At 37.5% G+C, this 26,674-nt stretch carries 31 protein-coding genes and 3 riboswitches; of the genes, 19 read left to right on the top strand and 12 right to left on the bottom strand.

The window, feature by feature from the left end; translation table 11 throughout:
- Positions 1-8: 8 nt before the first annotated feature.
- Entirely contained in the window at positions 9-746 is a 738-nt protein-coding gene (locus tag WKH56_RS13380) for an urea amidolyase associated protein UAAP1 (RefSeq protein WP_034269787.1), read from the bottom strand.
- Positions 747-793: 47 nt separating this feature from the next.
- Positions 794-898: riboswitch (guanidine-I (ykkC/yxkD leader) on the bottom strand.
- Positions 899-1,022: 124 nt separating this feature from the next.
- Positions 1,023-2,372: an APC family permease gene (locus tag WKH56_RS13375; protein ID WP_034269790.1), complete on the bottom strand. Its 1,350-nt coding sequence runs from the start codon at positions 2,370-2,372 to the stop codon at positions 1,023-1,025.
- Between the two features lie 63 nt (positions 2,373-2,435).
- Positions 2,436-2,537, bottom strand: a riboswitch (guanidine-I (ykkC/yxkD leader).
- 211 nt (positions 2,538-2,748) lie between these two features.
- A riboswitch (purine riboswitch) is annotated at positions 2,749-2,850 on the top strand.
- A gap of 509 nt (positions 2,851-3,359) precedes the next feature.
- Between WKH56_RS13375 and WKH56_RS13370 the strand changes: the two genes are divergently transcribed.
- Positions 3,360-4,685 carry an amidohydrolase family protein gene (locus tag WKH56_RS13370; protein WP_223546327.1) on the top strand — a complete coding sequence of 442 codons (1,326 nt, stop codon included), beginning with the start codon at positions 3,360-3,362 and terminating at the stop codon, positions 4,683-4,685.
- 47 nt (positions 4,686-4,732) lie between these two features.
- Here the strand turns inward: WKH56_RS13370 and WKH56_RS13365 are convergent, their stop codons facing one another.
- Positions 4,733-4,930, bottom strand: a complete 198-nt coding sequence (locus WKH56_RS13365) for a cold-shock protein (protein WP_013055689.1) — start codon at positions 4,928-4,930, stop codon at positions 4,733-4,735.
- Between the two features lie 423 nt (positions 4,931-5,353).
- Here WKH56_RS13365 and WKH56_RS13360 point away from each other — a divergent pair, with 423 nt between their 5' ends.
- From WKH56_RS13360 to WKH56_RS13320, 9 genes are all read left to right on the top strand, one after another.
- Complete coding sequence (locus tag WKH56_RS13360; RefSeq protein ID WP_063248243.1) at positions 5,354-5,986, top strand: NAD(P)-dependent oxidoreductase; 633 nt, start codon at positions 5,354-5,356, stop codon at positions 5,984-5,986.
- Positions 5,987-6,159: 173 nt separating this feature from the next.
- Complete coding sequence (locus tag WKH56_RS13355) at positions 6,160-7,146, top strand: Gfo/Idh/MocA family protein (protein WP_048020132.1); 987 nt, start codon at positions 6,160-6,162, stop codon at positions 7,144-7,146.
- 573 nt (positions 7,147-7,719) lie between these two features.
- Entirely contained in the window at positions 7,720-8,262 is a 543-nt protein-coding gene (locus WKH56_RS13350; RefSeq protein ID WP_014461319.1) for a peroxiredoxin, read from the top strand.
- A gap of 119 nt (positions 8,263-8,381) precedes the next feature.
- On the top strand, positions 8,382-8,825 hold the full coding sequence (locus WKH56_RS13345) for a TlpA family protein disulfide reductase (RefSeq protein WP_013055693.1): 444 nt from the start codon (positions 8,382-8,384) through the stop codon (positions 8,823-8,825).
- A gap of 147 nt (positions 8,826-8,972) precedes the next feature.
- Positions 8,973-9,143: a hypothetical protein gene (locus WKH56_RS13340; protein ID WP_342835862.1), complete on the top strand. Its 171-nt coding sequence runs from the start codon at positions 8,973-8,975 to the stop codon at positions 9,141-9,143.
- 156 nt (positions 9,144-9,299) lie between these two features.
- Positions 9,300-9,911 carry a sigma-70 family RNA polymerase sigma factor gene (locus tag WKH56_RS13335; RefSeq protein WP_048020133.1) on the top strand — a complete coding sequence of 204 codons (612 nt, stop codon included), beginning with the start codon at positions 9,300-9,302 and terminating at the stop codon, positions 9,909-9,911.
- Complete coding sequence (locus tag WKH56_RS13330) at positions 9,904-10,050, top strand: YvrJ family protein (RefSeq protein WP_013055696.1); 147 nt, start codon at positions 9,904-9,906, stop codon at positions 10,048-10,050. The genes WKH56_RS13335 and WKH56_RS13330 overlap by 8 nt, the downstream gene beginning before the upstream one ends.
- A gap of 4 nt (positions 10,051-10,054) precedes the next feature.
- Positions 10,055-10,282, top strand: coding sequence for a helix-turn-helix domain-containing protein (locus WKH56_RS13325; protein ID WP_013055697.1), 228 nt, complete (start codon positions 10,055-10,057; stop codon positions 10,280-10,282).
- A 377-nt stretch (positions 10,283-10,659) separates the two neighbouring features.
- Entirely contained in the window at positions 10,660-12,192 is a 1,533-nt protein-coding gene (locus tag WKH56_RS13320; RefSeq protein ID WP_310884220.1) for a diguanylate cyclase domain-containing protein, read from the top strand.
- 28 nt (positions 12,193-12,220) lie between these two features.
- Here WKH56_RS13320 and WKH56_RS13315 read toward each other — a convergent pair whose 3' ends face one another.
- The 5 genes from WKH56_RS13315 to WKH56_RS13295 all read right to left on the bottom strand — a co-directional run bounded on the left by WKH56_RS13315 (position 12,221) and on the right by WKH56_RS13295 (position 14,495).
- The gene (locus tag WKH56_RS13315) at positions 12,221-12,394 is read right to left on the bottom strand and encodes a twin-arginine translocase TatA/TatE family subunit (protein ID WP_013055701.1); all 174 of its coding nucleotides are present in this window, start codon (positions 12,392-12,394) and stop codon (positions 12,221-12,223) included.
- Between the two features lie 73 nt (positions 12,395-12,467).
- The gene (locus WKH56_RS13310; protein WP_033578200.1) at positions 12,468-12,782 is read right to left on the bottom strand and encodes a DMT family transporter; all 315 of its coding nucleotides are present in this window, start codon (positions 12,780-12,782) and stop codon (positions 12,468-12,470) included.
- A 1-nt stretch (position 12,783) separates the two neighbouring features.
- Positions 12,784-13,125: a quaternary ammonium compound efflux SMR transporter SugE gene (gene sugE, locus WKH56_RS13305; RefSeq protein WP_028412237.1), complete on the bottom strand. Its 342-nt coding sequence runs from the start codon at positions 13,123-13,125 to the stop codon at positions 12,784-12,786.
- A 42-nt stretch (positions 13,126-13,167) separates the two neighbouring features.
- Positions 13,168-13,758, bottom strand: coding sequence for a TetR/AcrR family transcriptional regulator (locus WKH56_RS13300; RefSeq protein ID WP_048020135.1), 591 nt, complete (start codon positions 13,756-13,758; stop codon positions 13,168-13,170).
- 83 nt (positions 13,759-13,841) lie between these two features.
- Positions 13,842-14,495, bottom strand: coding sequence for a hypothetical protein (locus WKH56_RS13295; protein WP_034269809.1), 654 nt, complete (start codon positions 14,493-14,495; stop codon positions 13,842-13,844).
- 908 nt (positions 14,496-15,403) lie between these two features.
- On the opposite strand from WKH56_RS13295, the gene pgsB reads away from it, so the two are divergent.
- From pgsB to WKH56_RS13265, 6 genes are all read left to right on the top strand, one after another.
- Positions 15,404-16,585, top strand: coding sequence for a poly-gamma-glutamate synthase PgsB (pgsB, locus tag WKH56_RS13290; protein ID WP_014461310.1), 1,182 nt, complete (start codon positions 15,404-15,406; stop codon positions 16,583-16,585).
- 16 nt (positions 16,586-16,601) lie between these two features.
- Positions 16,602-17,051 (top strand): poly-gamma-glutamate biosynthesis protein PgsC, encoded by a 450-nt coding sequence (gene pgsC, locus WKH56_RS13285; RefSeq protein ID WP_013055707.1) that lies wholly within the window; start codon positions 16,602-16,604, stop codon positions 17,049-17,051.
- 40 nt (positions 17,052-17,091) lie between these two features.
- Entirely contained in the window at positions 17,092-18,288 is a 1,197-nt protein-coding gene (locus WKH56_RS13280; RefSeq protein WP_028412240.1) for a CapA family protein, read from the top strand.
- Positions 18,289-18,317: 29 nt separating this feature from the next.
- Positions 18,318-19,880: a gamma-glutamyltransferase family protein gene (locus WKH56_RS13275; protein WP_310884221.1), complete on the top strand. Its 1,563-nt coding sequence runs from the start codon at positions 18,318-18,320 to the stop codon at positions 19,878-19,880.
- Between the two features lie 20 nt (positions 19,881-19,900).
- Positions 19,901-20,104: a CapE family protein gene (locus WKH56_RS13270; RefSeq protein ID WP_014461308.1), complete on the top strand. Its 204-nt coding sequence runs from the start codon at positions 19,901-19,903 to the stop codon at positions 20,102-20,104.
- Positions 20,105-20,227: 123 nt separating this feature from the next.
- The gene (locus WKH56_RS13265) at positions 20,228-21,790 is read left to right on the top strand and encodes a gamma-glutamyltransferase family protein (RefSeq protein ID WP_034269815.1); all 1,563 of its coding nucleotides are present in this window, start codon (positions 20,228-20,230) and stop codon (positions 21,788-21,790) included.
- Between the two features lie 26 nt (positions 21,791-21,816).
- On the opposite strand, the gene WKH56_RS13260 is transcribed toward WKH56_RS13265, so the two are convergent.
- Positions 21,817-22,266, bottom strand: coding sequence for a staygreen family protein (locus WKH56_RS13260; protein ID WP_028412243.1), 450 nt, complete (start codon positions 22,264-22,266; stop codon positions 21,817-21,819).
- 148 nt (positions 22,267-22,414) lie between these two features.
- On the opposite strand from WKH56_RS13260, the gene WKH56_RS13255 reads away from it, so the two are divergent.
- From WKH56_RS13255 to WKH56_RS13245, 3 genes are all read left to right on the top strand, one after another.
- The gene (locus WKH56_RS13255) at positions 22,415-22,582 is read left to right on the top strand and encodes a hypothetical protein (RefSeq protein WP_014461305.1); all 168 of its coding nucleotides are present in this window, start codon (positions 22,415-22,417) and stop codon (positions 22,580-22,582) included.
- Between the two features lie 222 nt (positions 22,583-22,804).
- Positions 22,805-23,278 (top strand): hypothetical protein, encoded by a 474-nt coding sequence (locus WKH56_RS13250; RefSeq protein ID WP_028412244.1) that lies wholly within the window; start codon positions 22,805-22,807, stop codon positions 23,276-23,278.
- A 129-nt stretch (positions 23,279-23,407) separates the two neighbouring features.
- Positions 23,408-24,067 (top strand): haloacid dehalogenase type II, encoded by a 660-nt coding sequence (locus tag WKH56_RS13245; protein WP_028412245.1) that lies wholly within the window; start codon positions 23,408-23,410, stop codon positions 24,065-24,067.
- Between the two features lie 30 nt (positions 24,068-24,097).
- On the opposite strand, the gene WKH56_RS13240 is transcribed toward WKH56_RS13245, so the two are convergent.
- The 3 genes from WKH56_RS13240 to WKH56_RS13230 form a co-directional block, all read right to left on the bottom strand.
- Positions 24,098-24,280, bottom strand: coding sequence for a CsbD family protein (locus WKH56_RS13240; protein WP_014461302.1), 183 nt, complete (start codon positions 24,278-24,280; stop codon positions 24,098-24,100).
- A 140-nt stretch (positions 24,281-24,420) separates the two neighbouring features.
- Complete coding sequence (locus WKH56_RS13235; RefSeq protein ID WP_028412246.1) at positions 24,421-24,912, bottom strand: NUDIX hydrolase; 492 nt, start codon at positions 24,910-24,912, stop codon at positions 24,421-24,423.
- A gap of 89 nt (positions 24,913-25,001) precedes the next feature.
- Positions 25,002-26,552, bottom strand: a complete 1,551-nt coding sequence (locus WKH56_RS13230; RefSeq protein WP_028412247.1) for a glycoside hydrolase family 10-like protein — start codon at positions 26,550-26,552, stop codon at positions 25,002-25,004.
- Positions 26,553-26,674 lie beyond the last annotated feature (122 nt).

Genomic DNA, 26,674 nt, shown 5'->3' with positions numbered 1-26,674 from the left:
CTTCATTTTTAAATCGTTGATAATGTTTTATTTCCAAGCAATAGGTCATAAGACCATGTGTTTTCAAACGCTCGTTTATTTTCAGGCCTAAAATTTAAACAGTAGTCGTCTGAGCTTACAGGAGCTGCTTCATCTACGGTTATTTCAATCGGAACAGAAGGATACGTTTCGCTCGGGTCTAGGGGGTTAGGTGTATTAGACAGTAGAAAAAGCAAATCCATCTCTGTTCTAAGCGTAATAAAATCTCCTTTTTTACAATGAGAAGAAACAAAATTCATATTGCCTTCTTCGTCGCAGTATACTTTTGAAAATAAGTTAAGATTAGGGACTAAATCCCGTGTTGTTAAACCGTTGCGCAGAAGCTCCATTGAGAAGTTTTCTTCGCCATTCCTTCGCCATTCGTTTCGGGATTCTTGATAAGTAGATGCACCGTATTTTTGATGAGTTAAGCTGCGCGTAGTGTAGCCTGAAATGGTATCATGCCAGCCGGTGGTGTCAGCAGTAATGCTTGCAAATGCTCTGCCGTTGTCACTCATCAGAACGTGTCCTTTTGTTAAATGAGCAGTATGCTGAGCTTTTAAGGTATCAGGCATGTTGTATCGTTCCGTTAAATCATAAGCGTTGTACAATAGTAGGGATGCGTTTGCACCGGATTCTTGTGCGGTAAACGTCACTGATTTTCCTCTTCCAATTCGTCCTGACCATTTTCCGCCCGCTGGGATGGTTTGCTTCCAGATATAACTCATAAAATAACCTCCTTAGAATAAAAAAAGGATAAAAGCTTGGGAGAGTAGTCTCCCAGGCTTTTATCCTTCCGTGTTATACAGCATAGCGCCATATCGCTCTCTCTCGGACCAGTCTTTAACGTATGTTAAACGGAACCCTAGACAGCTTTTTTGTTCTTAACATCTGTAAGAACCTTTATCCATTTTTGGCTTTCGATTAATCGTAGTATAGTATGTTTGAAAATAAGTTGACAAGCAGTTTGTTAGAATACCTGACACGAAAACTGATTTTTCAGTTTATTTTTCAGGGACCGTCACTTTTGAATGATCTCTCTTTACAAAAGGAGCCGATAGTCGAGATTTTACAAATAAATAGAGAAACCCAACCGTAAGCCAGGCGACACCAATCAAAAGAGTGTCTTTGTTTAACAGTGTGAGCAGCCATCCGATAAATGCCGCTCCTATCAAAGGGAAGATTAAATAAAGTATTGTTTCAGTAAACGATCGTTTCTTTAACTTAATATAAAAATGGGCAATGACTGATAGATTAACAAATGTAAAAGCGGTTAAGGCACCGAAACTGACAAAAGTAACGGCTGTGTTTAAATCAATAAACATTCCCAAAAACGAAAAAGCGGTAACAAGCAAGATATTCACCACGGGCGTTTTAAACGTTGGATGAATATATGAAAATACCTTCTGAGGCAGCACGGATTCACGGCCTAAAGCATATAAAAAGCGAGTCACGCTTGTGACTGAAGAAACTCCTTGAGTAAAGGTTGCGATAATTAAGACCGTAATAAATAGACTGCTTAAAAGATTTCCGCCCACTAATTTTACAAGGGTGTAGGCAGCATTATCAGGATTAGTAAATGTGAATCCCGGATAGGCAATCTGTGTAAAATACGAAATAGCGATGTACATAACAGCTGCAATACAAACAATAAGAAAAATGGCTTTTGGAATGGTCCTTTCCGGTTGAATCGTTTCTTCCGCCATTGTTGTAACGGCATCAAATCCTAAAAAGCAAAAGCAAATGAGCGCAGCTCCAGAAAAGATAGTCGTAAACGGTACATCTGAAGCCAAAAAAGGATGAAGTGAAAAAAGAGTAGAAGAACTAGCTTGACCTGTTGCAATATCTTTGATGATAAATAAACAAAACAAACTTATAAATAGAATCTGAACTACAACAGAGATGCCGCTTATACGAGCGACAGATTTAATACCAACAATATTGACTAAAGCTAAGATAATGTTCATGACAATGACCCATACGTATACAGGAATAGAAGGAAATTCTGTATGCATAAAAATACCAAATGTTAAAATAGCGATAATAGGGGAGAAAATATAGTCTAAAAGAAGTGCCCAGCCTACTAAAAAGCCAAGGCGAGGATGTATAGCTTTTTTCGTATACGTATAAGCAGATCCTGCTATTGGATATGCTTTTACCATTCGGCTATAGCTATATGCGGTAAAAAAGATAGCTAAAAAAGCAATTAAATAAGCAAGGACCATTTGCCCTCCAGCCGCATCGTAGGCTACTCCGTAAACTGTAAAGAAAATCATCGGAGTCATCCAGGCAAGACCCAAAAATACAATTTGATATACCTTTAGCGATTTACTTAACGCTGGTTGGTTGTTCATATAAATCCCTTCTTTCCTCTATTTTATACTAGTAAAAAAGAAAAGCCTGGGAGAATGATGTCATTCTCCCAGGCTTTTATCCTTCCGTGTATACGGACCGTTCCGCACGCTCTCTCTCGGACCAGCCTTTAACATGTGTTAAACGGAACCCTAGATCGCTTTTTGTCTTCAACAGAGTGAAGACCTTTATAGATAATGTAAGTAGTTCGAAGTATAAGCAGGATTATAAGAAGATGCAACTACTGTGTTAGATAGTTTAACAAACTTTTTAAAAAAGTAAACTTTTGTAAAAGGCGAACTATATATAATTTTATTAAAAAGATTATTCGTTTATATTTGACTTATAGAGAGACCTATAGTATATTTGTAGACAAGAAAAAGCTAAATACGGTTCACTCATATATGTTTGAGAATATGGCTCAGACGTTTCTACCTTATCACCGTAAATGATAGGACTATGAGTAAAAAGTGAATCTAGGTTCCCATTTTTACGTTAGTAGAAAGTTTGGTCCAAGCGATTCACATATTCATTTTTGAAAAGAAGTGGATATGACACCGAAGGGATAAAAGCCCAGGCGGGTAGGTTTTTGCTCATTGTATTTGAGAGACCTGCCTTTGTTTGGGCTTTTTCTTATGTGTCTATTTACAGTGTGAGCGAGTGGTGGAAATTTTTTGCTTGTATCTGCATTGCTTTCTGGGGAGAATAGCGATGCAAAGCATGAAATCACTCACTGAAGCTTTATCTGTAAGCCCTCATTTAACCATGGGAAGTACATTCTATCTATTTTCTAGCATTTTTTCTTTGATGAGCAGCGTGGGGACGCTGCTCCTTTTTTTTGTTCTTGCTTTTTTCTCTGTAAATAAAGGCCTTTAGAGAGAAGGTGATTCGCTAAATTTGGCGAATTAATGCTTTAAACAATAAATGATAAATAAGATAAAGCGGTCTATGAAAAATGAAGAAGTTGAAAAATTGAGGAGGGAATTATATTGCTTCACTTAATTAATGTTCGCTTGCCAATTATGCACGATCACGCTCTTTTTGAAGTGAAAATTTCAAATGGAATGTATACTTCTATCGTTTTACAAAACGGTTATCTTGAAGGTGACGAGTTTTTTCCGCTACACGCGGCCGTGTTAGGAAAAGAAACGTCACTTGATGCACAGGGGCGTGTACTATTACCAGGATTTGTAGATATGCATATGCATTTAGACAAAGCTCATTCGCTTCCTCAGGTACCCAATCTATCTGGAACTCTTCAAGAAGCCATTAAAAATTACAGCAGCAGCCTGCCGGCATTTCCAGAAGAAGAAATTAAGCAGCGAATGTTAAAAACTGCTTTGCAGGCATTAGCTAACGGTACGACTACGATTCGAACGCATATTGATTTTGACTGCAGCATGGAAGAAGATAGCTTATTTCGAAGTTTACAAGCGGCTGTCGAAGTGAGAGATGAATTAAGCCCGTATATGGATGTGCAGGTTGTTCCGCTATTCTCTAACTTAGACATTGATGATATGCATAAGATGACTAAAATTGAACGAGCATTCGACCTTGAAATTGATGCGATTGGAGGCTGTCCTCATTTAGCTGGAAATCCAGAAAAAGAGATTGATGCTCTGTTTTCGCTGGCTCAAGCCTATAATAAACCTCTTGACTTACATGTGGATGAAAGCGATGATCCATCTGTTGATACGATAATTAATATTGCTCATAGAACAATTGAATTGAATATGGAAGGAAAAGTGGTAGTGGGGCATCTTTGTTCGCTTGCAGGAATGACTGATGCAAAAGTGAAAGAAATCTTAAACCTTTTGAAACAGGCGAAAATTGGAGTTGTCACATTACCTGCTTCTAATTTATATTTACAGGGAAGGGAAGATAAAGGAATTGTAAGACGAGGCGTAACGCGTATTCGCGACATACAAAAAGCAGCGATTCCGATTGCTACTGCATCTGATAACGTGAACGACCCCTTTCATCCGTTTGGAAAAGCAGACTTGCTGCAAGTAGGGTTACTAACTGCCTATGCTGCACATATGGGAAGTCCAGATGATCAGCGGCAGTTGCTCCGAATGATTACAAGTATACCAGCCCGGCTGATTGGAAAAGAAAAGTATGGAGTGGAAGAAGGAAACGAAGCAAACTTTGTTCTGTTAAATGTCCAGTCTGTACAGGAAATATGGACTGAACTTCCTGAAACTCGCTTTGTTTTCAACAAGCATCGCTGGCTTAGCGTAAAAGAGACGCATCAGCGGCTCGCGGATACGAACTTGACTAATCTTTGGCAGGAAAATCAAATTTTAATTGGTTAAATAGACATAAAAAGAAGCTGTCACTAAAGTGACAGCTTCTTAATCAATTACTTTTGAACGTTAGCAGCTTGTGGTCCACGAGCTCCATCTTCGATTTCAAATGTAACTTCTTGACCTTCTTCAAGTGATTTGAAACCTTCGCCTTGGATAGCTGAGAAGTGTACGAATACGTCGTCTTGTCCTTCTACTTCGATGAATCCAAAACCTTTTTCTGCATTAAACCATTTTACTTTACCTTGTACCATTGTAGTACCTCCTGTGTGGAAAATCCACGAATATATTACTATCTCTGCTCAATTTCAATAAGAATCACTTTAAAGAAAGTCTTTCTATTTGTTAACACCGAACAAGAAATAATATACCTAGTATAACACTTTTTTATAAAAAAGAAACCTTTTTTCATAAAAAAGTACTCTGAGATAAAAATAAGTTGAAAATATGGGAATATTTTGAAATAGTAAATAAGCTATTGTTTTGTGGATTTTTTAGCGATCCCTAAAATCTTTTATCTCGTAAAAAAATGAATAGTGAGGTTGACAAATTGAATAACGTGTAACTATAATGGTTACAACGAGCTGAAAAGAAATAGCAGTGTTATAAAAGCTCAAATTTTTTTGTGTAATGTGTAACTATTGTGGTTACAACAAAAATAAAAGGAGAGAATAAAAATGAAAATTGGCGTTATTGGAGCAACAGGAAAAGCAGGTCAATTAATTATGGAAGAAGCAAAACAGAGAGGACATGAAGTAACAGCCATTGTTCGAAATGCTTCTAAACTAAAAAATCAAACAAACGTAATTGAAAAAGATATTTTTGTCATTACTTCAAAAGACATTGAACAGTTCGATGCTGTGGTAGACGCATTTAATGCACCTCCCGGAAGCGAACAGATGCACGTTGAGTCTATACAATCACTTATTAAAGCATTTCAAGGTGTTCAAACGCGACTCGCAGTAGTGGGCGGTGCAGGAAGTTTATTTGTAGATGAAGAAAAAACAATGCCTTTAATGAGCACAGAAGGTTTTACAGCAGCTTATTATCCAACGGCTTCAAATATGGGCAAAGGTTTAAAAGAACTAGAAAAATCAACTATAGATTGGACTTATTTAAGCCCAGCCGCTTTTTTTGACCCAGAAGGTGCTCGCACTGGAGCCTATCAATTAGGAAAAGATCACGTGATCACAAATAGTCAAAATGAAAGCTATATTAGCTATGCTGATTATGCGATTGCTTTAATAGATGAGTTAGAGAATAAAAACTATGTAAACGAACGTTTTGCTGTAGTGGGTGAGAAAGCATAAGCTTACGTTTGAGTCATATAAAAAAACAGCTTACATTTGTTGTGAGCTGTTTTTTTATATAGAACAAAATAGATATAAAGCAACGGAAAATGGTTTAGATTTTTTATTATTTCTTCGTTTTTCTTTTTAAAAACGATACAATACAACATAGATGATAAAAAGGAGATGAAAAGATGATTCGTTTTGGTGTAATAGGAACAAACTGGATAACAGATCGACTGTTAGAATCAGCTCAGTATGTAGACGACTTTCAGCTTGCAGCTGTTTATTCTCGAACCATTGAAAAAGCAGAAGCATTTGCAGGTAAATATGATATTCCTCATATATTTACTGATTTGGAGGAAATGGCAGCAAGTGCTGAAATTGATGCCGTGTATATTGCTACTCCAAATGCTTATCATGCGGAACAAGCTATCTTATTTTTGAAAAATAACAAGCATGTACTGTGTGAAAAACCGCTCGCAGCCAATGCAGCAGAAGTAACTCGCATGATTCAAGCAGCCAAGAATCACAATGTGTTACTAATGGAAGCGATGAAATCAACCCTTCTTCCTAACTTCAACGTGATTCAAGAGAACTTACATAAAATTGGTCCAATTCGAAAATACGTGGCATCTTACTGTCAGTATTCTTCTCGTTACGATAAATACAAAGAAGGTATCGTGCTTAATGCCTTTAAGCCAGAGCTTGCCAACGGTTCACTGATGGATTTAGGTGTATATTGTCTGTATCCTCTGATTACGTTGTTTGGAGGGCCTCATAAAATAAAGGCAACGGCGTTTATGCTAGAATCTGGAGTAGATGGAGAAGGATCAGTTGCTTTAGAGTACGAAGATCGTGACGCGGTCATCATGTATTCTAAAATTACAAATTCGCATTTACCAAGTGAAATTCAAGGAGAAAAAGGCAGTATGATTATTGACAAAATACATACCGCTGAAAAGGTAGAAATTCGATACAATGACGGACGGGTAGAAGAGTTAACGGTCGATCAGCCTTATCCTGCTATGTACTATGAAATAAATGAATTCGTAGAGCTGTTAAAGCAAGGAAAGATGGAATCGGACACAAATTCTTATGAAAATTCATATCTAACAATGCACGTGATGGATAAAGTGCGAGAGCAAATCGGTCTTGTATATCCGAATGATAAGAAATAAATAAAAGAGGCTGGACAAAAGTAGTTTAGTTGAAGGAAGATCCGAACGAGTTTGATTCTTGATGGAGAATTAAACTCGTTCGGATTTTTTAATGGGTAGGGTAAAAGCAGGTTTTAAGTAACAAGTAGTGACCCTTATTAGATGATTTATACCATTTGTTCGTCTCTAAATTGGATTTAGATCGTTATGTCTCATTCTCTTTTATTGTATTTATAAAGAACATAATTGAGATTCGAAATCTTGTTGCAGCACACTGTAAAAGCAAATATGTTGAAGCAAGGGAAGTTTTTTAGTATCTTCTATGTTCATTCATCCCTGCATACATAGGATTGATCAAGGGAAAGAATAAAAAGAGTGAGAAATATTCGATAATCAATCCTAGATTAAAATGATTATAAAAAAGTATTGACTATAATAATAGCTCGTGTATAATAAAGAATGTAATCAATAGTTATTACTAGTTTATAATGATACTAATAATCGTTATCAAATAGTAAATAGTGCTGATTGCATTAAAAATAATACATACAAGCATAGGCTTGTTAAATACATTGTACAAGGAGAGGTTTTGACATGGCAGAACGTATGGTAGGAAAACAAGCACCACGCTTCGAAATGGAAGCTGTACTTGCAAATAAGGAATTTGGAAAAGTAAGTTTAGAAGAAAATATGAAAAACGGTAAATGGACAGTATTGTTCTTCTATCCAATGGACTTTACATTCGTATGTCCAACAGAAATTACAGCCCTATCAGATCACTACGAAGAGTTTGAGGATCTAGATGCTGAAGTGGTAGGTGTTTCTACAGATACAATTCATACTCACTTAGCTTGGATTAACACAGATCGTAAAGATAATGGGCTTGGAGATTTAAATTATCCATTAGCTGCAGATCCAACTCATGCAGTAGCACGTGATTACGGCGTATTAATTGAAGAAGAAGGCGTAGCGCTTCGCGGATTATTCATTATTAATCCAGAAGGTGAATTACAATATGCAGTTGTAAACCATAACAACATCGGCCGCAGCGTAGAAGAAACATTACGTGTACTTCAAGCACTTCAAACTGGCGGACTTTGCCCAGCTAACTGGAAACCAGGTCAAAAAACACTTTAATAAATAACGGTAGAGTAGAGGAGAACTTCCTCTACTGCTGCCATTAAAATAGAAAAGATAGTTTTCTAACTGTAAAATACAGAATATTCAGTTTAATTAATGTAGAGGAGGATTTTAACATGAAATTACGTGAACAAATGCCTGAATTAACTGGAGCAACATCTTGGATTAACGACGAAGTGACAAAAGAAGATTTAGTAGGTGATAAAGCAACGCTTATCCACTTTTGGTCAGTAAGCTGCCATTTATGTAAAGAAGCAATGCCTGAAGTTAATGATCTTCGTGATGAGTATGATGATCAATTGAATGTTGTAGCGGTTCATATGCCTCGTTCGGAAGATGACTTAGATATGGGTGTTATTGAGGCAATGGCAATGGGACACGATATTACTCAGCCAATTTATGTAGACAGTGAGCATAAGTTAACAGACGCTTTTGAAAATAAATATGTACCAGCATATTATGTATTTGATAAAGAAGGTCAGCTTCGTCATTTCCAAGCGGGTGGAAATGGAATGCCAATGCTTCGCAAACGTATCAACCGCGTTTTAGGAGAAGAATAATCTATACATGAAGAAGAAATAAAAAGGGCCGGGATAAAAATATTTTAGCCGAAGTGAAAAACGAAACACTGATCAACATGTTTGATTAGTGTTTCGTTTTTTTGTTATGCAGAACGTAGATTTCATCTGTTTCGTTCCTTCTAGCAGTTGATTGGAGGGCAAGCGACGAGGAGGCTCAGCGGCCGCCCGCGGAAAGCGAAGTCTTGCACGGAAATCAACTGCGGTGTAATAAGCAGTCCAGCTCATGTATTCTATTTGTTCGTCTTTAGATTGGATCCATTTCGTTATGTCTCAATCTCTTTTTTTTATTTTTACTGAGTCGTTTTGATTATTAATGAGCATTTCATCATATTGACATAAAAAACCTAATATAGTTAAATTTATATAAGAACAAACGTTCGTTTTTTGGTGTTGTTATTTTACTCTTTTCTCCCTTTTTAATAAGTATAAGAAAAAAAGGAGGAGATTTGCACAATGACTCAGCTCTATTCGCAGCAAGAAAAGCGGCACGACAAAGAATGTACCTTTCATACATTTCTTACAAACCACAGCGCAACTCTTCAGACTCATATAATGAATACATTTTTGACACCAGAACGCTATGAGCGATTACAAAAAGCGGTTGTTAAAAATGATACAAAAGAACAAAGACTTCTAAACAAAGAATTTCATCAGTTTTATAGTGAAGTTAGATTGCTTCATTATATTAACAAGCTTTGCAGACATTATTCCAGAGATGTTATGCGTGTAAAAGAAAAAGAGCGTTCATATATTCCTCTTCGCCTGCAGCAGCCGGCTGCGCTAGATGGAAATCGAACAGTTGAAGATATGCTAGGAGTACAGGACGGAGCTGTATGGGAGCATGAATTTTTAGGAAATCAACTTGAAAATCGTATTCTTCATCATGCATTTCGCCAATTAACGGCCAAGCAGCAGTGTATGCTGCACTTGATTATTGTCGAACGCTGGACTCATAAAGAAATCGCTGCTTATTTTTCTATTTCTCAGCAAGCGGTTTCTAACCATTACCAACGTGCGCTAAGCAAGTTGAAAAAAATTATGAAGGTGAGTGATAGATATGTTTGATCCTCAATGGCTTCAACTTGTTGGAAACGTAGGATTTCCCGCTGTCCTTTCTTTTTATTTATTACTGCGTGTAGAAAACAATATAAAGCGACTCGAAGAAAAAGTGGAAGAATTAACAACTGACTTAAGAAAGAAGTGAAGAAATGGAAACTCTATATGAGCTTGTAAATAAAGTGAAAGCCGGAGATGAAGAGGCGTCAAGGCGTTTATTAAAAAAGCTGGAACCAAAACTAAATAAAGCTGTCCAAAGCTTTTCACTGCATGAGAGAGAAGACGTAAAGCAAGATTTAAAGATTAAAATTCTTTCCGCTGTTAAGACGTTTGATTTTTCCAAAACGCCAGGGCTTTGGGAATTTTTACGCCATAAATAAAAAAGAGCGCTCGTTGTATCGACGCTCTTTTTTTTATTTTTGCTGCATTTCGACTACGTACCTTTCAGTGAAAAATACAAAAAATAGAAAATGGATAAATATTTTAAAAAAGGTAAAAGGTGATGTGTACACATAGAGTTTAGTAGTATACTAACAAGTAGAATTTCTTGTAGAAAAGGAAGATAAACACTCTTTATATAGTGAGAATGGTCGGCAACAAATAGAGTATAGAACAGTTTTATTTAATGAAGGAAAAAAATGATAGTACTGTTCGATAAATCAAACAGTACTAGTTATAAAAAAGCAGCTGTAAACAATATGTAAGCTAAGAAGCCTATTGTTTTTGTTTTAGCTTTTGGAAAGAGGTGAAGAATAGAGTGAGTCAACTTCTCTTTAATATCACGTTAATTATTTCTTTCTTGTTTGCTGCGAGTATAGTTCGAGAGCAAATCATTTATAGAGTAGAAGGAATAAAACGGTATAAAATGTATCGCTTAATTTATTACGGATGTTCTTATGGACTATTAGGCAGCATTTTAATGATATATACAATTAAAATAGATTCTACTATTATTCTTGACCTTCGCTTTTTAGCGGTGACAATTGTTTGTCTTTATGCAGGAATGATACCGGCTATCATTGCAGCTTGTATTATAGGAGTAATGCGTTTGCTTTTATTTGGAATTACGGAAAGCGGAATAATAGGCGCTGCTACAATTATCGTAATGGCTTTACTGTCTGGGTGGACGGTTCGCTTACCTTATCGTCCATTTATTCGTTTTCAATTAATGAATTCTATTAGCTTGCTTTGCATATTTTTCTCCTTGTCCTTTCTTTTTAAAGATATGAAGCACGCCGCTGCGACTATCGTCTATTTACTCCCTGCTTCCTTTATAGGCGGGTGTTTAGTGTATCTAGCAGGTAGATATATATATGTATCTCGCGTAACGACAAGTCAGCATAAAAAACTGTCTAAAATGTTTTCGATTATGGTTCAAAATGCAAAGACAGGTACCATGATTGAAACGCCAAAGCGCGAGGTAGCCGTTATTAATCAGACTTTTTGTGACATGTTTGATATACCCGGGCCTCCTAATCAATACGTTGGACTGGAAAGTAATCAGCTGTTTTTATCTCATGCTCCTATGTTGAAAGATCCCGCTAGATTTTTAAAAACGGTAGAAAGCACCGTCTATTCAAAAGAGTCAATAGTAGATGAAGAAATTACGTTTATTAACGGTAAAATTTATGCGCGTGACTACATTCCAATCTATGAAGGTCATGTGTATATTGGCCACTATTGGGAATATCGAGATATTACGGAGAAAAAGAAGGCTGAGTGTGATCTTCGCAAAGCTAATAAAAAGCTTGAAATGCTGTCCATGAAAGATGGCTTAACGGGTCTGAACAACCGCCGATCTCTTGATAAACAGCTGGAAATCGAGTGGGAATACGCGCGGAAAGAAAAAGAAGCGCTTTCTTTTCTTCTATTTGATATTGATTATTTTAAAGCGTATAACGATACCTATGGCCATATTCAAGGAGACGAATGCTTAACAGAAGTAGCGAAGATCGCTAAAAGCGTTGTCTTTGACGAATCGGTTTTTGTCGCAAGATACGGAGGAGAAGAGTTTGGTATATTGCTTCCTCGAGCTAATCAATATGAAGCGATCAGAATGGCAGAAGCTATTAGACAGCAAGTGGAGGACCGTGGAATTGTCCATCAAGCTTCTGAAGTGTTTAAGTGTGTCACAATCAGCGTTGGAATAATGACAGTCGTTCCATCCGAAAACATACGACCCATTTCAATTGTTCATCAAGCAGATCAGGCTTTATATGAAGCAAAGCGTACGGGTCGAAATCGAATTTCAGTATATTCTCACCACAAAGAAGCTGACTCAAACGTTTGAGTCAGCTTTTAAAAGAGATATAAGCCTCTTATTTAGGAGGGGCTTTTTCTTTTTCGTCTTCTTCCATAATTCCTTTTGTAGCGTTTTTAAACTCTTTTAACGTTTTTCCAGCAGCTTTTCCTAATTCCGGCAGTTTTTTAGGGCCAAAAAGCAATAGAGCGACAAATACAATTAAGGCAATTTCTCCAAACCCAAGGTTCATTGTCATCGTCTCCTATTTTTTGAAAGTGTTTACAAGTTTAGTATAGCACGAAAAGAAGGGAAGTAGTACACCCTTATCCAGTGATTTTAAGGCCAATTACACCTGCTACAATACAAAAAATAAATAGAATTCGACGCATATCTTTTGCTTCGCGAAAGAAAAGCATGCCGAGAAGTACACTTCCGGCAGCGCCTACTCCCGTCCATATACCGTAAGCTGTTCCAAGAGGTATTTCCTTTAACGCTAAGGAGAGAAGATAAAAACTTCCTGCACCAAAAAGGATAAATCCAATTGAAGGAAGCAATCGCTTAAATCCATCCGAAAGTTTTAAGAAAATCACAAATCCCACTTCGCAGAAACCGGCAGCTATTAATGCAATCCAGGCCATGTTAAGATTCCTCTCTTTCTGTTTCTTCAGTAGAAATTAACTTTAAACCGATAATTCCAAAAATCATTAATCCTAAAAATAAAATCTTTCCAATATTTACGCCTTCGTCTAAAACGGTCATACCAAGTATCGCTGTACCAGCAGCTCCTATACCAGTAAACACTGCATAAGCTGTTCCCACAGCAATTTTTTTTAAGGCATTTGAAAAGAAATAAAAGCTGATGACAATTGTGACGATCGTAATGATTGTTGGAGTTAATTCAGTAAATCCGTGTGAATATTTTAAGCCGATTGCCCATACAATCTCGAGCAAACCAGCGATAATAAGGTAAATCCAAGCCATTTTAATTCCTCCTTACATAATAATAAGCCCTTTTTACAGGGCCTATTTAGCGCGTATGCCTTCCCAAAATATTGTCCAAGCATCGTGGATTTTTTGATTATAATACTCTGGTTCATAGTAAAAGCGCTGAATGAACAGTCCGTCGGTTAAACAATAAAAGCTATTGATATACAAATCAATCGGACGTTCAATTATTTCGCCTTCAGCCATTCCCTGTGTAAAAATAGCATGCAGAATTTGATCAGACAATCGTTCGCTTCTTAAGAAAATAGCTTTTACTTCCGACTGCAAATGCTCAGGTGGAAACAAAATAAGACGACGGTACATCTGGCCAAAAGAATCTTTTTCAATCATCGTGCAGAAATCTACAACAAAGCAGTGAAGCTGTTCTTTAGCAGACTTTGTTTTATGCTGTTCGTATATAACAGATAACTTTGTTAAAAATAAATTCATTAAATCATGCACGGTTAGTAAAAATAAGTCGTCTTTGTTCTTAAAATGAGCGTACAGGGAAGGTTTTTTTATGCCTACTTTTGATGAGATATCAGCAAGCGATGTTTCTGTATAGCCTTTTTCTCCAAAGAGCTCCATTGCGGCAGCTCTAATTTTTTCTACAGTTGATAATTCACTCAAAAAAGCTCCTCCTCAATCTAACTAACGGTCGTTAGGAAAAAGATATCAAATATAAAAAAAAGAAGCAAGGGAATCGCTTCTTTTTAATGTATTTTTACTAAATGACGCTGAGTTAAAAATAAAGAAAAGATAAAAATAAGCTCAAACGTATTTGTTACGGCTGTGCTTGGTATAGGAATTGACACGGCACTTCCTACAATCATCACGGCTACTCCAATCATCATGCTGCTCCACCTGGTCTTGCGAAATAAGGAAATTCCAACAAAAAGCAAAATAATCGCCACAATAAGAACCATAAGAGGGGGACCGGATGATCCCACTAATGTATAGCGAACAATGCCATATTCACGTACAACTTCCATACGCTGACTAATCGTCTCGATTATTTCATAGCTAATTAAGGCAAACGTAGTCAGCAAAAAAACAATGCCGGCAACAGGTTTTTTAGCCCATGTGATCGTCGAATATTTCGCTACGCCATACGCAAAGAGCACCAAAGTAGGGGTAAATAAAGCGTGAAACCAAAAGCGAAGCATGCTGAGTGAACGTAAAGTATCGCCTTCACCGATAAATGAACCAATCCCAATCATTACATTATCGTAAATTAGTCCAGCTATTACTAAAGGAAGAAATAGCATGTAAAACGGCGAAGTGTTTTTTCGTACTACATATATGCTAAAGAAAAACAGGACAATGTAGCAAAAAGAAAATAGAAAATAAAGGATTGTATCAACCATTGTTTTCCTCCTTTTGATGATACTTCTTCTTTTTATGATAACATCATATGCCAAAAAAGTGAGAAATCATGCATTTTTCTAGGCAATCTTAACGGACAAAAGATGCCTTTATCGGTAGAAAGATTCAGAAAATATTGAAATAAAAATAGGAAAAGAGGCCATAGTCAAGAGATTTAGATTTACTGAATTGATTATTAAATAAAGGAAATCTATAAAATAACAACAAAAGCACTAGGTACATATGGAGTCTAAATGCTTATAAAATTAGAAAAAAATATTTAATGTCCTTTCTATTTAAGTAAGTTAAATGTAAGCAGAAAATGATAAATAAATGTATTTTTTTTACTTTTATATCTATCTATCATCCTCACAAGTACGGTTGTTAGACAAATTCAATTGGTATATCCATAAAAAGGAATTAATGGGATAAACTATTTTTTATTCCACCTTTATATTACAAAACGTTTTCTAAAGTTAAGAAATTTTTAATTACGTAATATTTCCGTGTGTTAATTGTAAGAGTGATGTATAAAATATTCCTGTTGTTATGGTAAAAAAAGGTATCGATGGGATTTTTCTAGGTAAATAAACTTTAGACCTATTCTGTAAATTTTAAATAAAACGATGAGTTTTTAATTCTGTAAATAGACAATCGGAATTGTAAGAATATATAACATTTGAGCTATTGACCACTAATGAGCGCAGATGATAGTTTTAGAGCTGTTGAAATTGGTACTCGAGTCCATTTTTCAAAGCAGGTGTTTTAGCAGCATGCTAGCGCTGTTAATTGATTAGCTCCCATACATATATAAAGGGAGTGAAACTATGAAATCGTATATCTATCATTATGAATCAAAAGCATTCATAACGTATCCAACAGGAGAAGTTTGGAAGGAGAAGAATGAAACATGATCTTAATTATCCTATGCTGCCTATTTTTAGTAGGGTATGGCGTTTGGGAGTATCGCAGACATTTACGCAAGCTGCATTCAATTCCTGTACGAGTGAATGTTAATGGTATTCGCGGAAAATCCACCGTTACACGATTGATTACAGGTATTGTAAAAGAAGCAGGTTACAAAACAGTAGGGAAAACGACAGGAACACAAGCGCGTATGATCTACTGGCATACAAGTGAAGAAGAACCAATTATTCGTCGTAAAGAAGGTCCGAACATTGGAGAACAGCGACGAGTGGTAAATGAAGTTGCCGATATTGGCGCAGAAGCTCTTATTTGTGAATGTATGGCGGTACAGCCTGATTATCAAATCACATTCCAAAATCAGCTGATTCAAGCCAAGGTAGGCGTTATTGTAAACGTACTAGAAGATCACATGGACGTAATGGGTCCAACTCTAGATGAAGTTGCTCAAGCGTTCACTGCTACTATTCCTTATGATGGCCACCTTGTTACAATTGAAGGTCCATATTTGGAATACTATAAAAAAATAGCCGCAGAGCGCAACACAAAGGTTATTGTAGCTGACAATGATAAAGTATCTGAAGCGTATTTACGTGAATTTGACTATATGGTTTTCCCTGATAATGCTTCCATCGGTTTAGCAGTAGCAGAAGCACTTGGCATCGATGCTGAAACAGCGATGAGAGGAATGTTAAATGCCCAGCCTGACCCAGGAGCTATGAGAATTACAACGTTTGGCGATGAAAAAAATCCAGCATTTTTAGTGAATGGATTTGCTGCCAACGACGCTTCTTCCACGCTTCGTATTTGGGAACGTGTAGATTCAATGAATTATAGTGAAAAGCTTCCTATTGTCATTATGAACTGCCGTCCGGACCGTGTAGATCGCACGGAGCAATTTGCTGAAGATGTAATGCCATACATTGAAGCGGATGTAATGATTGCAATTGGTCAGACGACCTCACCAATCGCTGCTGCACACCAAAGAGGCGAATTGCCAACAAAAGAATTCTGGGATATGGAAGGCGCTTCTACAGAAGAAATTTTAGAGCGCATGAAGCCTTATTTAAAAGATCGTATCGTATACGGTGTCGGAAATATCCACGGTTCAGCCGAGCCGCTTGTTGAAGCTATTATTGAAATGAAAAAGATGAGAAAAGCAGTTTAATCTAGGAGGCCATTTCATGTTCGGATCAGATTTATATATTGCCCTTGTGTTAGGGGTTACACTAAGCTTAATTTTTACAGAAAAAACGGGCGTATTGCCAGCCGGTCTTATCGTACCGGGGTATTTAGCTCTTGTATTTGATCAGCCAATTACCATTTTAATGATTTTCTTAATTAGTATTTTAACGTATGTTATCGTCGTGTACGGAATCTCAAAAGTAGTTATTTTATATGGACGTCGCAAATTTACAGCGATGTTAATTACGGGTATTGTGATTAAAGTTGCATTTGATTATTTCTTCCCGATCTTGCCGTTTGAAGTGTTTGAATTACGCGGAATTGGTATCATTGTACCGGGCTTAATTGCAAATACAATGCAAAAGCAAGGTCTTCCTTTAACAGTTGGAACAACGGTTTTATTAAGTGGTGTAACATTTGGAATTATGCAAGTTTATTATTTATTTTAATACACAAACAAACCGCAGCTGGTAAAGGAAGGTGAAAGCGTTGAAAGAGAAAAAATTAAACTTTCAAGAAAAAGTATTGATGTTTATAAAGAAAACAAAGCCTACAACGGGCAAGCAAGCTCTTATCTTAACGCCAATTTTAATCGTAATTTTAGCTCTTTCAGGATGGATGGAGCGTTCGGACGCTCTTGAAAACCCTGAGACGGCTAATCCAGAGGCCAATAATGATTTAACGATGACTATGGTCGGAGACATTATGATGGGTCGCCATGTAAGAGAAGTAACTGAACGCTACGGAGAAGATTTTGTATTCCGCAACGTGGAGCCGTTCTTTAAAAATTCGGATTACGTAAGCGGGAACTACGAAACGCCGATTTTAACAAACGACGTAGATTCATATAAAGCAATGGAAAAAGGTATTCATTTATATAGTAAGCCTGCTGATCTAGCGACCGTTAAAAATGCAGGTTTCGACGTATTAAACTTAGCGAACAACCATTCAATGGACTACAGTGCAAAAGGGTTAGAAGATACGATCTCTACTTTTGAAGCAAACAAATTAGATTTTGTTGGTGCTGGCCGTAACTCTGAAGAAGCAAAGCATATTTCATATAAAGATGCTGACGGCATCCGCATTGCAACCGTAGGGTTTACGGATGTACATTCAGACGGAATGTCCGCTGGAAAAAACAACCCAGGTATTTTAAAAGCAGATCCGGATCTTATTTTCAGCACGATCCAGCAAGCGAAAGCAAATGCTGATTTAGTTGTAGTAAATGCCCACTGGGGTGAAGAATACGATGCACAGCCAAGTCCTCGTCAAGAAGGACTAGCAAAAGCGATGGTAGACGCTGGTGCGGACATTATCATCGGTCACCATCCGCACGTTCTACAGTCATATGACGTATATAAAGGTTCGGTTATTTTCTATAGCTTAGGAAACTTTATCTTTGACCAAGGATGGTCAAGTACAAAAAATACAGCGATGGTTCAGTATCATTTAAACAAGCAGGGCCAAGCTAAAATTGATGTTATTCCAATGGTTATTAAAGCAGGTACACCAACTCCAACGGATAACCCTTGGCGCATGAAGCGTATTTATAACGATTTAAACAAGTTTTCTTCAAACCCTGAACTGTTAGAAAAAGAACGAAACAAGTTTGAATTAAACTTAGATCATTCTCGCATTATAAAACATGCAGAGGAGCGCAAAAAGAAAGAAGCACAAGCTAACTAATAGCCCGTCATACACAGAGGAGGTAAAAGATGATAAATAAACGTAATACGATTATTGTTTCCATTGTCATCTTTTCACTCATAGTAGGTGTATGTGTTTATCAATTTATGTTTCCAAAACAAGAATATGCAGTAAGTACTTCAGATCCTCGCGCCACAAAAGTAGGTATGGAAATTCTTAAACAAGGCGGTACAGCAGTTGATGCAGCCATTGCCATTTCCTACACGCTTGGTGTTGTGGAACCGTACGGATCAGGACTTGGGGGAGGCGGCGGAATGCTGATTGATCCAGCAGATGCCTCTCCAACATTTATTGACTACCGAGAAATTGCACCTAAGAATGATAAAGAAGATGAGATTGGCGTACCAGGGTTCGTCGCTGGTATGGATTATATTCAGCACCACTACGGATCTCTGTCGATGAGCAAACTAATCGACCCGGCCATTAACTATGCCGAGAAGGGGTACAAAGTGGACAAAGATTTGCACGATAGGCTGGTTTCATACAAAGGTAATGTGAATGAAGATGAAATTCCTAGCTTTTACCCAGATAAAGACGCCATTAACACAGGTGAAATTGTCAAACAGCATGAATTAGCGAACACGCTGCAAAAGATTAAGGAAGAAGGGCCAAATGCTTTTTATAGAGGGAAAATTGCAGACGATATTACAGGAGAAACGAAAGTAAGTCACAAAGACTTGCGAAAGTATGCGCCTGTTGAGCGCAAACCTCTATCAACTAATTATAAAGGTCATCAAATTATTTCAGCACCTCCTCCTTTTGCTGGTGCTACGCTCATTCAAATGTTAAAAATGACGGATCAAGAAGATATTTGGAAGCTGAAGGAATCGCATCCTAGTCTTTATTATCATTTTCTTGGTCAAATTTCAAAAGTAGCTTATCAAGACCGCTTGAAGAAAATTGCCGATCCGGCTTTTATAAAAGAAACGCCAAATGATTGGATCGACGATCACTACGTGCATTTACTTCGTAATAAATTAAATAATACTGAAACAGATCACACCAAAGTAAGCGACGTCGAAGAACATGAAAGTACCACTCATTTTGTTGTGATGGACGGTGACGGAACCGTTGTATCGACAACGAATACGCTGAGTAATTTCTTCGGCAGCGGTGAATATGTAGATGGATTCTTTTTGAATAATACGCTCAATACGTTTGGACAAGGAATTAACAAGCGTGAACCTGGTAAGCGTCCAAGAACATTTACAGCCCCTACCATTATTCGTGAAGGTGATGAATGGGTAATGTCGATTGGCACACCGGGAGGAAATCGTATTCCGCAAGTGTTAACGCAAGTAATTGGGGATTATTTTGAGGACAAAGATTCCATTGAAAAGGCAGTAGAAAACAAGCGTGTGATTTTTGATTCTCATAAGTTTTATTCAGAAGCTAAGCTTAAACAGTCAATTAAAGATGGTTTAAAAACGTACGGCTATGACTTAAAAAACAATGATAACGCGATGTTTTACGGAGGCGTTCAAGCTCTTGTGAAAGACTTAAAGAAAAATAAAATTCAAGGTGACGCTGATCCGCGCCGCCACGGTTTATGGGAAAAAAGTACAGACTAATTTAATTGGAGGAATAGAAAATGATCGCAAAACGTATCGTAGGGATTGTAGGACCAATTGCTATTGTAGCAGGAGTAGTAGCAGGACTTGGAGCTTTAAAACATCCGGCTACTCTTTCAACAGATGAACAGCAAAAAATCGAAAATAACGTAAAAATGATTGAACAAACAAAATCTGCTGCTACAGATGCAGTAAATGATGCTGCAGCAGCTTCTGGGAAATAAAACATATATAGTAATAAAAAGGCATCGTCCGGGGCGATGTCTTTTTTGTGTGCAATTTAATGTATGGATAAAAATGAAAGCGCTTCACAAAATATACATATGAGTAAAAATGGAGGGGAATGTGTGAATAAAAAATTACTGTTATTTAATATTGTTGCTGTTTTGTTGTTAATCGGGGTTATAGCCGCTTTTTTTATGACTCAATCGAGTACAGATCTTAGTCCTAAAAAGCTGCTAAAAAAAAATAATGATCATTCTTATGGTGTGAGTTCATCGAATTCTCTGGCAGCAAATGTAGGGATGGACGTATTAAAAGAAGGCGGGAATGCAGTAGATGCGGCCATTGCTATTTCGTATGCCCTCAATGTAGTCGAACCTTTTGGATCCGGAATTGGCGGAGGTGGAGGTATGCTGATTGCCAAAAAAGATCAGCCTGCTACCTTTATCGATTACCGGGAAACCGCTCCAACTTCTATGAGCGGTAAAAACGGCGTGCCGGGATTTGTGGCTGGCATGGAATATATTCAGCAGAAGTATGGCACAAAATCAATGAGTGATTTAATTCAGCCGGCCGTTGAATACGCTGAAAAAGGGTTTGAAGTAGACTCTCTTTTATCTTCGCGATTGTATTATTCTAGAGGAAGGATGGATGTGGATGATCTATCCGCTTTTTATCCGAAGGGAGAAGCAATCGAAGAAGGAGAAACGCTGTCCCAGCCAGTGTTGGCTAAAACGTTAATTAAGATTCAGCGAGAAGGTGCATCTGCATTTTATAAAGGAGATTTGGCACAAGATCTTGCTGATGCAACGCCTATTTCTAAAAAAGACCTATCTTCCTATCAAGTGACAGAAACCAAGCCTGTCGTTTCTGCTTACAATGGAACGGAAGTGATTTCAGCGCCTCCGCCTTTTTCCGGGATTACACTGATTCAAATGTTAAAAATGGCAGAGAAAGAAAATCTTGAAACAATGCCTGACAAAGACTATTACGAAACGATGAACAGAATTAAAAAAGCAGCTTACTCCGACCGGTTAAAACAAATCGGCGATCCTGACTTTCATAATCAAAACTCAAGTGAGTTAGTTAGTGATGATTATATAACAAACCTGGTCAATCACCCGACAAGTTCTTCAGGTGAAGGGGATGAAGAACACGAAAGTACAACACATTTTGTAGTTATTGATTCAGAAGGAACCGTCGTATCAACAACCAATACGTTAAGTAACTTCTTTGGTACAGGCGAACAAGTTGACGGTTTTTTTCTTAATAATAATGCTGATACGTTTGGAAGCAAAGAACCGAATAATCGTGAGCCAGGAAAAAGAGCAAGAACCTTTACAGCTCCAACTATTATAAGAGAAAAAGGCGAGTGGGCGATGGGAATAGGTTCTCCTGGCGGAACACGGATTCCTCAAATTTTAACTCAGGTACTTTCTAAAAATCTTGAAGGAAATGAACCGCTTCAAGAAGCTGTAAATGAACCGCGATTTATTTTTGACGATTCGACTATTTATATAGAGCCTGATTTAGATACAAAAAATATCCCTTCTGCGTTTCGGATAGAAACAAAGGAAAGCGACGTCTTTTATGGAGGTATCCAAGCGTTAACCATTAATTTTCAAGATAAACAAATGGAAGGGGCGGGAGACCCTAGAAGAAATGGAGTTTGGAAAACAGGAGATTAACGAAGTAAAGATCCCTTCTCATATGCTTAGGCATAGTGAGAAGGCGTTTGAAAATATCGAATGGAATGAAATTCTTTGTCACTGGAATGAAAATGTACGTAAATGGGGGAACGATCTAAAGCAGGGTGAGCGTTGAAAAACGTGGCATCACCGTAGCGCAATGCTTTTAATAAATAAGGCATTTCTTGTTTGAAAATAGCATACCGTATGGCTTGAACAGACTTTTCCGTGTGTTCATTTCCAATAAATACGTATACATACAGCGTATCAACACCGTCTTTGTGGAGCCATTCGGCAAAAAGCTCATTTCGCTGCTCATTTAATTGATCAACAGCAAACTTTTCGTCGATCCAAAGAAATAAATCGTCTGTTTGTTCAGAATGGGTGAGCGTATAGCGGCGCCCAATAAAAGGAAAGGTGGGCGTGCTTCCTTGCCGGTATGTGACGCTAAATTGCTGAGGATTAAAAGCAGACAAAGGGCATCTTCCTTTCACGCTTTTAAGTAGTTTATGCATAAAAAAGAGAAATTTCACACATTCGTCAAGAATTTTAAGCTGCTTTTTTTACATGCATACTTATGAAAAAGTTGTTACACTGAAGAAAAGAAATAGTGGGTGATAGAAGATGGAGCCGCTGTATATTGTTTTAACGATTTTTTTAGCAGCCATGCTATCGTATGATATTGCTAAATTTGTTCGAGGAGACCGGCCAGATTGGAAAGAGGGTCTCGTGACGGGCCTTGTGTTCGTGGGCTTTTTAGCAGCCATGCAAATGGCTTTTCACATTGTATAGCGTAGAAAGAGGCTGGGACAAACGTAGTTTAGTTGAAGGAAGATCCGAACGATGAATTGTTCGGATCTTTTATGGTTAAGGTGAACGTAGATTTCATGTGTGTAGTTATGTCTCAATCTCTTTTTTGAGGATATGTCCGATAAGTTTAGTTCGACAATACTAAAAAGCCCTGATATCGAATAAGCTGTTGTATACTGCATTTTTGATAAAGGGGCTTTTTACTTGTATCGAAAAAAAACACTGCTTTTGAAGCGAAGTTTAGGAGTAGCTGTGTTTCTTGCTTTGATTGCGCTGGGAATTTGGATGTTTCAATTTACATTCTTTTCTCCGAGTCATCAAGCCAAATCTGCTGTAAAAGAATTTTATACGCTAGAACAGGAAGGGAACTTTTCGGAATCATGGAACCTTTTTCATTCGTCCATGAAAAAGAAGTGGACAAAAGGTGCATACATACAAGATCGAGCACACGTATTTCTCAATCATTTCGGAGTAGACACTTTTACGTATTCCATTGAAGATGTTGAAAAAAGAAAGAGCTGGAAGATGGAAAATGATCGTAAAGCGTTTCCTGTTGTTTACGAAATGACCGTTATCCAAACGTATAAAGGGAAATATGGAAACTTTGATTTGGTGCAGAAAGTGTATGCTGTTCGTGAAAAAGGAGAATGGAAAGTCGTGTGGGATTATAAACAGTAGGAGAGCCTGCTGTTTTTTTATCTTCATAAGAAATGAGCATACTTCAGCTGGTAATATGCCTCTTTTTTAACAGAAAAAACGTTATGTTTTTTTACGAGTGGGTAAAATGAAAGAAGGAGGCGAACACAGATGAAATTTAAAACGATTTTATTTGATGCATATGGAACACTGTTTGATGTACATACCGTTATTGAAACGTGTGATAAGCTGTATCCGGAACGAGGAGAAAGTATTAGCCATTTATGGCGTTTGAAGCAAATTGAATATGCAATGCAATATCAGCTGATGGGACGATACGTTGACTTTTATACATTAACAAATCAATCCCTGAAATATGCAGCAGAAGCAAATGATATTGATTTAACGGAACATGAAGAAAAAATGCTGATGAGTGCTTACATGAAGCTGAATGTCTACGATGAGGTCAAAGAGGTGCTCGCCTATTTAAAAGAAAAAGGATATCGTCTGGCTATTTTTACGAATGGTCCTAAGCATATGATTGATCCGCTTGTTTCTTATCACAATATGAATCATTTATTTGAAGACGTTATTTCCATAGACGAAATCAAACAGTACAAGCCTACAATGGCAAGCTATCATTATGCAAAAAATAAAATGAATGCAAAAAGAGAAGAAGTATTGTTTCTGTCATCGAATACATGGGATATTGCCGGTGCTAAAAACTACGGGTTCGCAACGGCTTGGGTTAACCGAAAAGGAAATGTAGCTGAGCATAAAGAGTTGCAGCCAAACGTAATCATTAAAAGCTTAAATCAGCTTATTAAATAAAAAAAGAACGAGCATTAAGCTCGTCCTTTTTTATTTATTGCTAAATGTATCTTTTGTTTCGCCTACTGCTTTTTGAGCATTTCCTTTTGCTTTCTCAGCTTTTCCTTCACGCTGAAGATCGCGGTTATTCGTTGCATTTCCGACTTGATCTTTTACTTCACCTTTAGCTTTTGATACATTTCCTTTAACTTTATCTCCTAAACCTTTACTCATTATAATCTTCCTTTCTATTAGTGATTAAGTAGTGTTACTTGTCTATTCCACCGTTAGAAAGAAATTAAACATATTTTCTGATTTTGGCCTAAACAGAAGCTAAGCCTGCGATATTTAGAAATACTGTTTAGTCACTATCATCATTCGGAGGTTTTAAGTTCCCACTCATCATAAATCTGAGATTCATAAGGCCATGATAATAAGCTTAAAGATTCCACTGCTTTTAGAACAAGAGGAGAAGCATTATCAATGTTAAGATCTTGCGGTGCGATCCACAATGCTTCCAAAGAATCTTGTCCTTCAAACTGGACGGGGTTGGAAAGAAGCTCACCGCCGGCAATGTCTACGTAATAAAAAACAGCAATGTGATGTACATGAGTAAATTCTTTCCACTTACAGGGATACTGAAAATCCGTTGTACCGGCTTGAGAAATAATAGTAATTTCAAAGCCAGTTTCTTCACTAAATTCTCTTTTCATCGCATCTGTTAATGTTTCACCGTGTTCTAGCTGTCCGCCTGGCAAATCAAAGCGATGAATATACGGCCCTCTATTTTTTCGAATAACAAGCAGCTTGTCATCTCGCATACAAATTCCATATACGCCAAAGGCGCGATCATAGTTTGGTTCCATCTTTTTTCACTACTTTCTATAACAGAATGGCTTGATAAAGCATCATTTGATTTCTTTATCCTACCATACATTTTGTTATAGAACCTTTTTTAATGAGGTGCTTTTACAGTAAGCGTACGGGAAACATCACTTTCGTTATGCAAACGGTCAACAGAGGTTACAACATATGTGTACGTTTGATTTTTGAGTGCGCTTTGATCTACAAATAATTGTGTTTCTCCTGTTTTCCGAACGGTTGTCAGTAAGTTTTCTGCGTTGTTGATGTCACCTCGTTTATTGCCTTGGAAGCGATAAATGGCATAATAGGCGGAATCATTCTGCTGATGATCTCGAATTTCAAACGCCGCTTCTTTTGTATGAGGGCCCGCGTTTTTTAATTTTGGTGCTTTTGGAGCCGTATCATCAAGCCAAGGCATTGCCGGAATAAGAGCAGGATGTTTATAAATATCGTTTTGCAGCTTATCTTTTATTCCTAGCGGGTTTCGGTTCAAATCTTTCAGGCTAAAATGCATGCTCCCGTGTACTTCTGGAAATTGATGATTCAGAGCAATTTGCCTTGGATACTCATCGGGATCAGACCATGCTTCCACCGCGTTGTTATTAATTTTATAAGCAGCTTGTCCAATATAAAGGTGAACTGGCTTTCCGCGAACTTCATCTCTCCACCAGTTGAGCAGCGTATCGTAAGCAGCGGGTTCAAATCCAATATTCCAATAAATTTGCGGAGTGATGTAATCAATATATCCATTTTGAATCCACGTACGCGTATCAGCATACAAATCATCGTAGTTTGTTTGTCCAGCAGTCGTCTCAGAGCCAGTTGGATCATTAGCGATGTTTCTCCACACGCCGAACGGACTGATGCCAAACTTCACGTATGATTTTGTTTTTTTAATAGCCGTATTTAAATCTCGAACAAGCTGATTAACATTGTCTCGGCGCCAGTCTTCAATATTCGAAAACGTTTGAGCACCGTAGGTTTCATATGTTTTTTGATCCGGAAACATTTGACCTGCAATTTTGTAAGGATAAAAATAGTCATCCATATGAACAGCATCAATATCATAGTTTCTTACGACTTCGAGCACTTCTTCAATAATAAAGTTTTTTACTTCGGGAATACCTGGGTTGTAGTAGAGTTGTTTTCCATAGGAGACGACCCAATCAGGATGTTGTTTGGCAGGATGATTATCGGCAAGTTTGTTTAAATCAGTATGATTCATGGTAATGCGGTAAGGGTTAAACCATGCGTGGAATTCTAAGTTGCGCTTATGTGCTTCCTCCACCATAAAAGCTAGAGGATCGTAGCCGGGATCTTTACCTTGTGTACCCGTTAAATATTCTGACCACGGGCCATATTTCGACGGATAAAAGGAATCAGCGGTAGGTTTAATTTGAACGACCACAGCATTCATTCCCATCTTTTGTACTTCATCTAGCAAATAGGTAAACTCTTTTTTTTGCTGCTCAACCGGAAGACCAGGCTGAGAAGGCCAGTCAATATTGTATACGCTTGCAATCCAAGCCGCTCGAAGCTCCCGTTTTTGATACGTAGTAGGTACGTCTGCTTTAGCAGGTAATGTGCTCGAACAAAACAGCAGCAAAAACAAGATGCCTCCAATCCATTTTTTTATATGCATGTTCGTTCCTCCTTCTTTTTTTGGTTGAGATAAAATTTCTTTCATAATATAGCATGCGGTCGTTATATTCACAATAGGTTTTAATAAAATATTCTGAAAAATAAAATAAAGTTTTAAAAATA

This window comes from Priestia sp. SB1 (assembly GCF_038898415.1).
The sequence above is the reverse complement of the archived record's forward strand: the minus strand, read 5'-3'. Positions and strand labels throughout refer to the sequence as shown.